This window comes from Anoxybacillus mongoliensis (assembly GCF_014201515.1).
Lineage (GTDB): Bacteria > Bacillota > Bacilli > Bacillales > Anoxybacillaceae > Anoxybacillus > Anoxybacillus mongoliensis.
On the sequence record NZ_JACHEQ010000005.1, the window covers coordinates 137,071 to 149,198 of the forward strand.

Genomic DNA, 12,128 nt, shown 5'->3' on the forward strand with positions numbered 1-12,128 from the left:
GATGCTGACTTTCCGGTTTTTTGTATGAAAATGGAAATATTTTAGAGGTATATTGTTAACGGTAATGTATTCATACATTTCATTTTGTTTCTCCTCAACTCCAGAAAACGAAAATAAATAGAAAGAGAGATGGCACGTATTGTTATAATCATCAGTTTTTGATTGAAATTATATCTTTTCTCTCATATTTTTGAAAATATATCTTGTATATTCAGAAGATTCATATTATATTATTGTTGTGAAAATATTAAATTTTTTGAAAATAAAAAGGGGGATTTGCATGAAAAGGAAAAAGGTGTTTTCTATTTTCACATCCGCTACGCTTGCGATTGGTTTGTTGACTGGTTGTTCGGCGGATAAAACATCGCAAACATCGAAAAACAACGGGGAAGCTGGAGGGGGGACAGTCATTAAAATTGCCACTCAAAGCCCTCTGTCTGGTGGAGCAGCGACGTTAGGTGAATCGATTAAACTTGGAGCTCAACTTGCTTTAGAAGAACAAAAAGAAAAGTTCGAAAAATTAGGGTTTAAATTGGAGCTTGTTCCATATGACGATCAAGCAGATCCGAAAAAAGGGGTAGCTAATGCTCAACTCATCGGAGCGGATCAACAAGTTTTAGGTGTCGTTGGACATTTGAATTCGGGCGTTGCGATTCCATCTTCAGAAATTTACGAGAAATATAACATTCCAATGGTTTCTCCAGCAAACACAGCAACAGACGTGACAGATCGTGGCTTAAAAACGGTGAACCGCATTTGTGCACGCGATGATTTCCAAGGCCCAGCAGGTGCAAAATTTGCTGTTGAAAAATTAGGAGCGAAGAAAATTTTTATCATTCAAGATAAAACGGCATACGGTACAGGATTAGCTGAAGCATTCAAAAAAGGAGCGGAGGAAGCAGGTGCTGAAATTGTCGGATTTGAAGGAATTACAATTGGTGAAAAAGACTTTAACGGTGTACTAAACCAAGTGCTTGCGAAAAAGCCGGATCTCGTGTATTTCGGTGGGATGTACACAGAGGGTGGAATGTTAATTAAACAGGCGCGTGATAAAGGCATTACCGTACCGTTTATGGGTGGAGATGGAATGGACTCTTCTACACTTGTTGAAATTGCAGGCGACGCGGTGAAAAATACGTTCATTACATCAGCAGCAGGTGTAGCAACGGCGACAGAAGCTGGAAAGCAATTTGCAGAAAAGTACAAGCAAAAGTTTGGTAAAAATATTGAATCGTACTCTGCTTATGGGTATGACGCAATGGCTGTCTTGTTAAAAGCGATTGAAGAGGCAATTAAAGCGAATGGAAATAAACTTCCTACTCGCGAACAAGTAGCTGATGCTGTTCGGAAAGTGCAAGATTATGAAGGGGTTGTGACGAAAGTAAGCTTCGATGAAAAAGGGGACAACAAATACGCGAAAATTTACATTTATAAATTTGAAGAAGCAACGTATCCAGCACGATTAGAAGATGAGGTAAGCAAATAAAGATAAATACGTTTGAAAAGGGTATGACAATTTGCCGTACCCTTTTCTTATAATTTTTTACATGTTATTGATAGGAAAAGGGACTAGGTAATTTTAGATAAAGACAAGGAAATGGAGGAACGACATATGATCGAACATGTGCTACAAACATTGCCTCAAGTCGTCATTGATGGATTAGCATTGGGAGCTGTATACGCGATTGTTGCCCTCGGATATACAATGGTGTACGGCATTTTAGAGCTTATCAACTTCGCACACGGGGAAATTTTTATGACAGGTGCATTTGTTGGCACAGCTCTTTTCTTATCGTTTTCCGCTTTTGGTTGGCTATCGTCTATGCCTATGTTGCTGTCTTTACTTCTCGTCCTTGTGGCGACATCGATTGTGACAGGATTGCTTGGCATGGGAATTGAACGAGTTGCATATCGTCCGTTACGAAGCGCTCCAAAATTAATTACCCTTATTACAGCAATCGGTATTTCATTTTTATTGCAAGATTTTGTCCGTTTTATTACAGAGTTGAAGAAAGGAAACTACATTTTAACCGGTCCAAGTTTGTTTACTGGGCAAGTAAGTATTTCAGCTTCCTCTATCTGGTCAGGATTTCATGACGCCTCAGTTAAGTCCTCATTTTTTATCGTTTTAGTTACAGCTGTTGTTATGATGGTGACGCTTGACTTTTTTGTGAATAAAACAAAATGGGGAATGGCAATGCGTGCTGTTGCCCAAGATCGTGAAACGGCTGCACTAATGAGTGTAAATGTCAACAAAGTCATCGCTTTAACGTTTTTTATTGGCTCTGCGCTAGGAGGAGCAACCGGTGTTCTTTTTGCGATTCAATACGGAACGATTGATCCATACATTGGTTTTATTTTAGGATTGAAAGCTTTTACTGCAGCAGTATTAGGGGGGATCGGAAATATTCGCGGGGCCATGTTCGGTGGCATTGTTCTCGGGCTGCTTGAAATGTTTGCGGCGGCGAACTTACCAATCATTTCTAACGGTATATTAGGAGCAGAGTACAAAGACGTGTTTGCTTTTTCTATTTTAATTATGGTTCTCATTTTTAAGCCAGAAGGACTATTCGGAAAAGTGTCTATCGAGAAAGTGTAGGTGGTCAACATGAAAAAATGGCTGAACGTACTAGAGCAAAATAAACGCCTTCAGGCAATTGTGATCGCTGTATATATTGTCGTAACATTTATTAGCTTATATTTAGCGCAAAAATCGGTTGTTGCTTTTTTACTTTTGCTTTCCTCGCTTTTACTTTTACATTTCACAACGTTTTCGCATCGCGTGAAATGGGTGATAGGCATTGTCGTATTAAGCGTACTACTGCCATTAGCCGCTAGCCAAGGAGAAGCATATCAATCGTATATGGAAGTGGCGACGTTAGTCGGGATTTATATCGCCATGGCGCTCGGTTTAAACATTGTCGTTGGACTTGCCGGTCTACTAGATTTAGGATTTGTTGCCTTTTTTGCGATTGGTGCTTATACGTATGGTATTTTTGCCACAACGCAAGCAAATAACTTTATGCCATTTGGACAATATCCGTTATCCGGAGAAAGCTTTTGGGTATTTTTAATTATCGGTTGCATTGTCGCTGCGATATTTGGAATATTGCTAGGCATTCCGGTGTTGCGTGTAAAAGGTGATTATTTAGCCATCGTGACGCTCGGATTTGGAGAAATCATTCGCATTATTTTTAATAACTTAGATAAGCCGATCAACATTACAAACGGGGCGATGGGGCTTGCTTCTGTCCAACCACCGAAGTTGTTTGGACTAGAGTTCATGTACCCAAGCCAATTTTATTACGTCGTATTAGTTATTCTACTGCTCACCATTTTTGTCGTTCGACGTTTAGAGTATTCAAAAATTGGACGAGCGTGGAAAGCGGTGCGCGAAAATGAGATTGCTGCGCAAGCGATGGGCATTCCACTGGTCCGTACGAAGTTGATGGCGTTTGCTGTTGGCGCTTCATTTTCAGGAATGATGGGCGTCGTCTTTGCTGCAAAACAGACGTTTGTTGATCCGACAAGCTTTACGTTGCTTGAATCCATTACAATTCTCGTCATGGTCATTTTAGGAGGAATGGGTAGCGTACCAGGCGTTATACTCGGTGCAGCACTTGTAACGATTTTAAATCTTCAAGTGCTTACAGAGTTAACAAACTGGTTGAACCAGCTTAGTTTAAGTGGAGTCGTTCACATTCCTGATGCGCTATCTCCAGCAAAAATGCAACGGTTTATTTTCGGAGTCATTTTAATTTTATTCGCTTTGTACCGGCCACAAGGGTTATTGCCAGCAAAAAACCCTCGTTTTGACGAAAAAGAGTTAAAAAGCGGTGCAACGAATATGGTAGATGGAAAGGAGGGGGCGAAAGATGTCTATTTTAACGGTTAAACAATTAACGAAACAATTTGGTGGACTTACGGCAAACAGCAATATTAATATGGACGTACAAAAAGGATCAATTACAGCAGTCATTGGACCGAACGGTGCAGGAAAGACGACGTTGTTTAATATGGTCACAGGTGTATATCAGCCGACGAGTGGCGATATTTTACTAAACGGTGAGTCGATCGTTGGTTTAAAACCGCATCAAGTCGCACAAAAAGGCATTTCGCGCACGTTCCAAAACATTCGTTTGTTCGGAGCGATGACAGTTTTAGAAAACGTCATGGTTGGCATGCATACACATTTGCGGAGCGGGTTATTTCATACGATGTTTTCCACGCCACTTATGCGCAAAGAGGAAAAAGAAGCGAAGCAAGAAGCGTATCGCCTTTTGCAATACGTTGGGTTAGAGTCGCTTTATAACGAAGAGGCGAAAAATTTGCCGTATGGGGCACAACGAAAACTTGAAATTGCCCGCGCATTAGCGACAAAGCCAAAAGTGTTGCTGTTAGATGAGCCAGCTGCGGGAATGAATCCGAAAGAGACAGCGGAATTAACGAAGCTCATTTACCATATGCGCGAACAACTACAACTAACGATCATTTTAATTGAACATGATATGAAGCTTGTTATGGAAATTTCCGAACATATTATTGTGTTAGACCACGGAGAAAAAATTGCTGAAGGTACCCCAGATGACATTCGAAACAACGAAAAAGTGATTGAAGCTTATTTAGGCAAAGGAGCGACAACAGCATCATAGGGAGGGATAGCGAGTGAGTTTGCTGCGGCTAGAGCGTGTTCATACGTTTTATGGCGGAGTTCATGCGTTAAAAGGAATTGATTTAGAAGTGTGCGAAGGGGAAATTGTTACGTTAATCGGCAGTAACGGTGCTGGAAAATCAACGACGTTAAAAACGATTAGCGGGCAGGTGAAGGCGAAAAGCGGGAGCATTTTGTACGAAGGAAAAGACATCACAAATACGCCCCCACATATTACGTCATTATCAGGCATCGCTCATGTTCCGGAAGGACGGCGAATTTTTCCGAGACTGACGGTAAAAGAAAATTTAGAAATGGGAGCTTTTTCGGTAAAAGATAAAAAAGAAATAGCTGAACGAATGGAACGGGTGTTTCATTATTTCCCGCGACTAAAAGAGCGTTTACAACAAAAAGGGGGAACGATGAGCGGCGGAGAACAACAAATGCTAGCGATCGGTCGTGCTTTAATGATGAAGCCTCGACTTCTTATGCTAGATGAACCGTCAATGGGTTTAGCCCCAATTATCGTCGAACAAATTTTTCATATTATTCGCGAGTTAAACGATGAAGGAATGACGATTTTGCTCGTTGAACAAAACGCATTCCAAGCGCTTCAAATTGCCCATCGTGGCTACGTCATTCAAACAGGAGAAATTACAATGTCAGGAACAGGAAAAGAGTTGCTCGGAAACGAACAAGTGCGAGAAGCGTATTTAGGATGAACAAAAAGGCGCATGGCGACAAAAGCTAGCGCCTTTTTGTATAATGATTTTGGAGGGATTTTTGTGCAATTTCATACAGTTATTTTACGATACTTAGAAATGGAATTAAAATCACCATTTACGACAAGTTTTGGGACGATGAAAAAACGTCCGGTTTTATTAGTTGAAGTCATAGATCAAGATGGTGTGCACGGATGGGGAGAAGGCGTCGCGTTTTCTGCTCCGTGGTATACAGAAGAAACGATCGAGACGACGTGGCATATGCTTGAAGCATTTTTAATTCCGCTTCTTTTTCAAGCACCTGTTTATCATCCGGATGAATTGCGTGACCGATTTTCGCTCATTCGCCGCAATTATATGGCGAAAGCAGCGCTTGAAGGGGCCGTTTGGGATGCATTTGCGAAACGCCATCATATGCCGTTGCACGTTGCGTTAGGCGGTGAAAAACAAGAAGTGGACGTGGGTGTCAGCATCGGCATTCAGCCGATAACAAATACATTAAAACGGATCGAACAGGCGCTTGCGGAAGGATACAAACGTATAAAAATAAAAATTAAGCCCGGATGGGATGTTGATGTTGTTCGAGAGATTCGTCACCATTTTCCGCATGTTCCGCTAATGGTGGATGCAAACTCCGCTTACTCGTTATGCGATATCGACCGCCTGAGAGCGCTTGATGACTATGAGTTGCTTATGATTGAACAGCCGCTTGCTGTAGATGACATCGTTGATCATGCGAAGCTACAAGCGAAATTGCAAACGCCGATTTGTTTAGATGAAAGCATTTGTTCATATGAAGATGCAAAAAGGGCGATTGAGTTAAAAAGTTGCCGCGTGATCAATATAAAAATTGGTCGAGTAGGTGGATTAATAGAGGCAAAACGCATTCATGATTTATGCCAGCAACATCGTATTCCTGTATGGTGTGGCGGCATGTTAGAAGGCGGGGTCGGACGAGCACATAGCATCGCTTTAGCGACGCTTCCGCACTTTTCTCTTCCAAGCGATACAGCGGCATCCGCAAATTATTGGGAACGTGATTTTATCGAACCAGAAGTGACTGTCCATCGTGGGCGAATTTTCGTTCAAAAACAACATGGAATCGGCTATGCAGTCAATTTGGCCGAAGTAGAACGGCGTATCGTTCGCTCAAAAATATATAAGCGCTCGAAAGGATGATCATATGTTTGACCCGACGATTTTTGATAATTTAAAAACGGTGGTAGAAGGAGCGATATATGATTTAGATATAAGCGATGAGCTTATTACAGTCGTGGATCGTTCTGACGTTGTCGACTTAGCCAAATTTACGCGCGCATATGCGCTTTCTTTTCAATTGCGGCATGCGCATGAAGTGACGTGCACCATTTCGCTTGCGATGACGCTTCAACATATTGCGAACGAACTGTTATATGAAGATGCAACGCATGCAGGCTGTACGGTAACCGTTTCGTTTTCTTTTTTAGCGACAAACGTCGATGGAGCTGACGTAGAACAAACGTTAAAACACATTTGGGGAGAGCGCCGCATCATTTTACAAACGTTGACGTATACATATGGACAAAATGAACGATACACGCATGAAGTGACGATTGATTTCGGACGCACGATTAACGAAAGCCATGTCGACGACTTATTACATATGATTCCGTACATCATTCGTTCACTTGAGCAATTACAACGATATGCCACGTAAAAATCATTGAAGGAATCAAACATTCGAAGTATGATAGAAATGAAAATGATTATAGTTATCATACTTGGAGTGTGGCGACATGAAAAAAATGCATTTTTGCAAGAAAAATAAATTTGCAACAAAAACGTTATATGCGTTTTTCAAACAAACGTTCAGACATGTAAAAATAAAACGAAAAGATTGCGTTGGCAAATGTAAAACATGCAAACATTGCCCGTTCGTTTTACTCGATGGCGAAGTTGTCAAAGCGACGACGACGGATGAATTGTATGACCGCATTGCTTATGAAATAACAAAACAATGGTGGGCGTTTCGAAAAAAATAGGAAGGAATTTTTTTATTTTTGTTTAATTCCATGTGTGAAAGGGGGGAGAACGATGTGGTCAGAAGTGAAAAACGTTTTATCTCGCATGATGTCCTCGCTCGCTTTTCACACATGGATCGAAGGAACGACAGCGACGATGGAAGACGATAAAGTCGTTATTCATTGCACGAACCCATTACAAAAAAATTGGCTTCAAACGTTATATACGTCTCACATCGAACAAGCGATTGAAAAAGTTTGCGGCAAACGACTGCCTATCCAGTTTGAAGCCCCTTATGAGCTGTCTGATGAACAATTTATGCGCATGTGGAACTACATGATCGCTCTCGAAAAACAAACGTGGAACCTCGAAGCGCGTGTGACTAAAGTAGAGAGGCGAATGGAAGAAATAGAAAAAGAAATGGCGCAACTACGTGAACGTACTGACTTCCTTGAACGATTACTCGCAACCGATGAACAACCCGTGCCGAAAACGTATATTCATTAAAAAAGGTGTTCCAGCTAGCGGAACACCTCCACTCATTAACATTTTTTATAATGCACTGTCATACATAATTTTCCACAACAAAGCCCGTCATCAGTTTCTGTTTTAAGGCATTTAATTGATACTTTACGTAAACTATTGAATGTTTTGGAAAACGATTGTCCTTCTGTTAACGTAGCAATTAATGTATCGTTCACGCGTACCTCGACACCATCACAACTATTTTCCACTAATACCGTTACTGTTCCAAACGGTTTAATAAGATCCCTATCTGCTTCCCAAATTGTACGATCTGTACCGTCACAACGAAACTCCCAATTTTGACAAACTTCATCCGTTACGATTGGACGGTCTGGACAACATCCGCCACAGCTCATTGTATCCGCTCCTTTTTGTTTTTTATTGAAGAATCATCTTCCCTTATATACAATGCAAAAAATGGCAAAGTGTATAGGACGTTGCCCCTTATTTTATACCTAATTTTTGAACATTTTTTCGTTGCGTGCCTATGCACAAATATACATACACACATAGTATGATATATCGAATGAAAAGGGGAGAGGTGGATGGAAAAACATTGTATTCATGTGGAAAAAGTGTTTGATTGGGTTGCGCGTTCGGTAAAATTAACGAAAAGAGAGGCGGTGACCGAGCCGATTGTCGAACACAAGATTTGTGTTAACATTTGTGCGCCATGCGGGGAAAAAACGATCGTATGGTCAGCGGAAGAACATGTGCATGCGTTTGGAACGGTGACGGTTGTATATGAACAAGGTTGCGGACAACAAATGGACGTCTTGATTAACGGAGAAATCGCATGTTCATTACAAGAAGGGGAATCCCGTTCATTGACGATGGCGCGTTTACGCGACGTGCATGTTGAATGTAAAGGAAATGGCACGTGCATCGGACGCGTATGCATTCAACTTCATCAACAACTCGATCGTCTTGGCGATTGTGAACATATTCGCTGCATATTGACTGATGCGTGCGGACAGCCGATTGAACCAGAACAAATTGCTTGTCATACGCTTGATGAACGACAGACCGTGCATGTCACGTTGCCAAACGGAAAACGGGTTGAATTACAAAAAGTATATGTTCTCGTCGAAACTTTTGTCGTATTACAATGTACACAGAAAGATGGAACGGTATGGAAGACAAAGCCGATTTCATTAGCAACGGTCGAAGACGTGTTATTATGTGCTCCAGCGGGGACGAACGTCGTCTGTGAAACGGTTGTAGCTGACTGTAAAGCGGCGCTTCTTTCGACAACGTGCCCGCAAATATTCATTTCTATTCATCTTTGTCAACATATCCAATCGCTCGGACGTGTAAAAATTGAAATGGAAGGAACGACATGTACACCACGCGTTGAACAACAAGTAGACATATGCCCACAACATGTTCAAATACGAAGTTGTCCATTACGATAAAGAGAGCGACGCGTGAAGCGAAGCTCTCTTATCGCGTAAAGCCAAATATGCCCGAAATAAAACAACTGTTTACGACCCATGTTTCGTTTGTGGTTGTCAGACGCACAGTTCCTTTTCCGACGTCATCGACTGTAACATTTTGCACATTGTTAAATTGCCCGGTAGCTAATGTGTCGACATCTACCGTCTGTCCTTGAATACGTTGCAAAAAGCTTGTAATGGAACGTTCGCAACAATCGCACGTTTCGTCAATGGCGGGAAGAGGAATATTTTTTAGCGCATCTCCTCTCACCCCAACGACATTACAAATCGGAAAAGCGGCAGAACGTCTATTTTGTCCGCTTCCAGGAATCGTACCCGTGACGATTAAGTCATTTACGATCGTACCGACTATAAAATTATTATTTCCTTGTCCTAGTCCTGTTTGGTCGAGTGTGGCAATATCGACTTCTTTTCCGTTTAGCTGTGCTAATACATCTTTCATTCCTTCGACACAGCATGGGCATTCATCGCGTTGTGGCGGCATTGGTTTATGACGCATTGGTGCACAACAACATTTTTTCATTTCGTTTCCTCCTCTCTACTTTAGCGTATGAACGAGAGAGAGGAACGGTGTGGACGGGCGGTTACAAAAACGGATTGCGCCATTCCATAAGTAGCGCGTAGTTGCACGATTGGGCATCTTCTAAATAATTGGCGACGACTTTCACTGGCGTGCGACCGCAACGAAGTAAAAACGTAATGACAGGGTCTTTTAGTTTTCCTTTGATTACCTCATGTACATATTGTTCGGCCGTCATTTCACTCGCGTACAGATGATACCCCGGCATCCGACTGCCACCTAATAGTCGTTCAAGCTTTTGCTGGACGACAACTTCGTACATCGACTGCATCAGCCATTTTCCTAAGCCGAGTTTTCGATATGATGGGCGGACACCGATGTCGACGACGTATAACGTATTGCCGTTTCGGTTATGGTTGCGAATATATCCGTTATCCGTTATTTCTTCCCACGTATGATCGGCATCGCTTGGATGAAAGTTCACGATCAAACCGGTCATCGATCCGACAACTTCCCCGTCCACTTCGACACATAACGCCCCCTCTGGAAAAAGTGTGATATGATTCATAAGCTGTTCTTTATTCCACCATAATTCAGATGGGAAAGGAGGTGGAAAACTTTCTTGTTGGATGCGAATTAACGCATCAATGTCTTTTTCTTCGTAGTTACGAATGATCGCAGGAATTGGACGGTCGCCATGAAAGACGTAAAGTTGCTTTTTATACATCGTTCTCCCCCTTATGTCCAATCGGTATATAAATCCGTGCGCCGATCGCGCCATGTTGTTACCGATCCGCGTTCGCGAACGTCGTAAAGAAGCTGTAAATCAAGATCAGCCGTAATGATCATATCGTCATTTATTTCTCCTTCCGCTAAAATGCCGCGCGGTGGAAATGGAATATCGTTCGGTGTAATGATCGCTGCTTGACCGAAGTTTGCCCGCATAAAATCGACGGTTGGCAATGAGCCGACTGTGCCTGTCGTGACGACGTACACTTGGTTTTCAATGGCGCGGGCGTGGCATGTATAGCGCACGCGATGAAACCCGTGGCGGTCATCGGTGCATGACGGGCAAAAAATGACGTCTGCGCCTTTTGCGCGCGCCATGCGCACGATTTCAGGAAATTCGATATCATAACATGTTAAAATGGCAATCGTTCCTTTCGTTGTTGGAAAGACGCGCAATGTATCGCCGCCATGCATATTCCATTCGTTCACTTCCGTCGGCGTAATATGCAATTTCGCCTGTTCAGCAATCGTTCCGTCAGGATAAAATAAATGAGCGACATTATATAGCCGATCTCCTTTTTTCACGACATGCGTCCCGCCGATGATATGCATATTCGTCTGTTTCGCAAGCGTGGTAAATAGCGAGCGATATGCTTCTGTAAACGTCGGAAGCTCGTCAATCGTTAACGCTTCTTTCGTGTCATCGCCAATGGACATGAGCTGTGTCGTCATAAACTCAGGGAATAGGACAAATTCAGCCCCAAATTCTTGCGCTGTTTTTACATAATGTTCAACTTGTTTTGCGAACTGTTCAAACGATTGAATCGTATGTAAATGATATTGAACTGCACTGACGCGCATTTTCAATGGAAACACCTTCTTTTTTGTCTTTTTTCACCATTATAACGAACATTTTTTCATTTGTCTGAATGGAAGCATTGTTTGTGTAGAAAAAATGATCCATATGTTACAATAGCGCTAAAGGAGGAATGTGAGATGAACATTTACGATTTTCACGTACGCACCATTCAAGGTGAAGAACAATCATTAGCGCATTATAAAGGAAACGTATTACTCATTGTCAATACAGCAAGTAAATGTGGATTGACGCCGCAATACGAACAATTGCAACAGCTATACGACAAATATAAAGATCGTGGTTTTGTTGTGCTCGGTTTCCCATGCAATCAGTTTGGAAATCAAGAGCCGGGATCGGAAGAAGAAATTTCACAATTTTGCCAATTGAATTATCATGTAACGTTTCCGATGTTTGCAAAAGTGGACGTAAACGGTCCAAACGCCCATCCGCTGTTCGTTTACTTAACTGAGCAAGCGCCAGGTGTGTTAGGAACGAAAGCGGTGAAATGGAATTTTACAAAGTTTTTAGTGGATCGAAACGGGAAAGTGGTCGAGCGGTTTGCGCCAACCACCAAGCCGTTCGAACTAGAACAACATATTGAACAATTGCTCAGTGAAACCGTCTCTGAATGAAAAGAGGCGGTTTTTTTGTTGGGCGTAATGGA

The 12,128-nt window shown here is 42.1% G+C and carries 15 protein-coding genes; 11 read left to right on the plus strand and 4 right to left on the minus strand.

The features are described 5' to 3' along the window. The first annotated feature begins 280 nt into the window (after positions 1 to 280). The 9 genes from HNR43_RS06560 (at position 281) to HNR43_RS06600 (ending at position 7,881) form a co-directional block, all read left to right on the plus strand. A complete protein-coding gene (locus HNR43_RS06560; RefSeq protein WP_183242355.1) occupies positions 281 to 1,486 on the plus strand; it encodes a branched-chain amino acid ABC transporter substrate-binding protein in 1,206 nt (401 codons plus the stop codon). 126 nt (positions 1,487 to 1,612) lie between these two features. Further along, positions 1,613 to 2,599, plus strand: coding sequence for a branched-chain amino acid ABC transporter permease (locus tag HNR43_RS06565; RefSeq protein WP_183242357.1), 987 nt, complete (start codon positions 1,613 to 1,615; stop codon positions 2,597 to 2,599). A gap of 9 nt (positions 2,600 to 2,608) precedes the next feature. Next, positions 2,609 to 3,895 (plus strand): branched-chain amino acid ABC transporter permease, encoded by a 1,287-nt coding sequence (locus HNR43_RS06570; RefSeq protein ID WP_183242359.1) that lies wholly within the window; start codon positions 2,609 to 2,611, stop codon positions 3,893 to 3,895. Continuing rightward, positions 3,876 to 4,652: an ABC transporter ATP-binding protein gene (locus tag HNR43_RS06575; RefSeq protein ID WP_183242361.1), complete on the plus strand. Its 777-nt coding sequence runs from the start codon at positions 3,876 to 3,878 to the stop codon at positions 4,650 to 4,652. The genes HNR43_RS06570 and HNR43_RS06575 overlap by 20 nt, the downstream gene beginning before the upstream one ends. Positions 4,653 to 4,665: 13 nt before the next feature. Further along, entirely contained in the window at positions 4,666 to 5,373 is a 708-nt protein-coding gene (locus tag HNR43_RS06580) for an ATP-binding cassette domain-containing protein (RefSeq protein ID WP_183242363.1), read from the plus strand. A gap of 12 nt (positions 5,374 to 5,385) precedes the next feature. Next, on the plus strand, positions 5,386 to 6,552 hold the full coding sequence (menC, locus tag HNR43_RS06585; protein ID WP_425486525.1) for an o-succinylbenzoate synthase: 1,167 nt from the start codon (positions 5,386 to 5,388) through the stop codon (positions 6,550 to 6,552). Between the two features lie 4 nt (positions 6,553 to 6,556). Further along, positions 6,557 to 7,069 carry a hypothetical protein gene (locus HNR43_RS06590; RefSeq protein ID WP_032101839.1) on the plus strand — a complete coding sequence of 171 codons (513 nt, stop codon included), beginning with the start codon at positions 6,557 to 6,559 and terminating at the stop codon, positions 7,067 to 7,069. Positions 7,070 to 7,148: 79 nt separating this feature from the next. Then, positions 7,149 to 7,394: a YuzB family protein gene (locus tag HNR43_RS06595; protein WP_183242365.1), complete on the plus strand. Its 246-nt coding sequence runs from the start codon at positions 7,149 to 7,151 to the stop codon at positions 7,392 to 7,394. A gap of 52 nt (positions 7,395 to 7,446) precedes the next feature. After that, positions 7,447 to 7,881 carry a DnaA N-terminal domain-containing protein gene (locus tag HNR43_RS06600; protein WP_183242367.1) on the plus strand — a complete coding sequence of 145 codons (435 nt, stop codon included), beginning with the start codon at positions 7,447 to 7,449 and terminating at the stop codon, positions 7,879 to 7,881. A 35-nt stretch (positions 7,882 to 7,916) separates the two neighbouring features. Here HNR43_RS06600 and HNR43_RS06605 read toward each other — a convergent pair whose 3' ends face one another. Then, positions 7,917 to 8,255, minus strand: a complete 339-nt coding sequence (locus tag HNR43_RS06605; protein ID WP_183242369.1) for a DUF3992 domain-containing protein — start codon at positions 8,253 to 8,255, stop codon at positions 7,917 to 7,919. A gap of 189 nt (positions 8,256 to 8,444) precedes the next feature. On the opposite strand from HNR43_RS06605, the gene HNR43_RS06610 reads away from it, so the two are divergent. Next, a complete protein-coding gene (locus tag HNR43_RS06610; protein ID WP_183242371.1) occupies positions 8,445 to 9,314 on the plus strand; it encodes a BMQ_0737 family morphogenetic spore coat protein in 870 nt (289 codons plus the stop codon). Between the two features lie 28 nt (positions 9,315 to 9,342). On the opposite strand, the gene HNR43_RS06615 is transcribed toward HNR43_RS06610, so the two are convergent. From HNR43_RS06615 to HNR43_RS06625, 3 genes are all read right to left on the minus strand, one after another. Then, on the minus strand, positions 9,343 to 9,879 hold the full coding sequence (locus HNR43_RS06615; protein ID WP_183242372.1) for a hypothetical protein: 537 nt from the start codon (positions 9,877 to 9,879) through the stop codon (positions 9,343 to 9,345). 61 nt (positions 9,880 to 9,940) lie between these two features. Continuing rightward, positions 9,941 to 10,603: a GNAT family N-acetyltransferase gene (locus HNR43_RS06620; RefSeq protein WP_094240981.1), complete on the minus strand. Its 663-nt coding sequence runs from the start codon at positions 10,601 to 10,603 to the stop codon at positions 9,941 to 9,943. A gap of 11 nt (positions 10,604 to 10,614) precedes the next feature. Continuing rightward, the gene (locus HNR43_RS06625; protein WP_183242373.1) at positions 10,615 to 11,472 is read right to left on the minus strand and encodes a carbon-nitrogen hydrolase family protein; all 858 of its coding nucleotides are present in this window, start codon (positions 11,470 to 11,472) and stop codon (positions 10,615 to 10,617) included. 129 nt (positions 11,473 to 11,601) lie between these two features. On the opposite strand from HNR43_RS06625, the gene HNR43_RS06630 reads away from it, so the two are divergent. Then, a complete protein-coding gene (locus tag HNR43_RS06630) occupies positions 11,602 to 12,096 on the plus strand; it encodes a glutathione peroxidase (protein ID WP_183242374.1) in 495 nt (164 codons plus the stop codon). Positions 12,097 to 12,128: the final 32 nt, after the last annotated feature.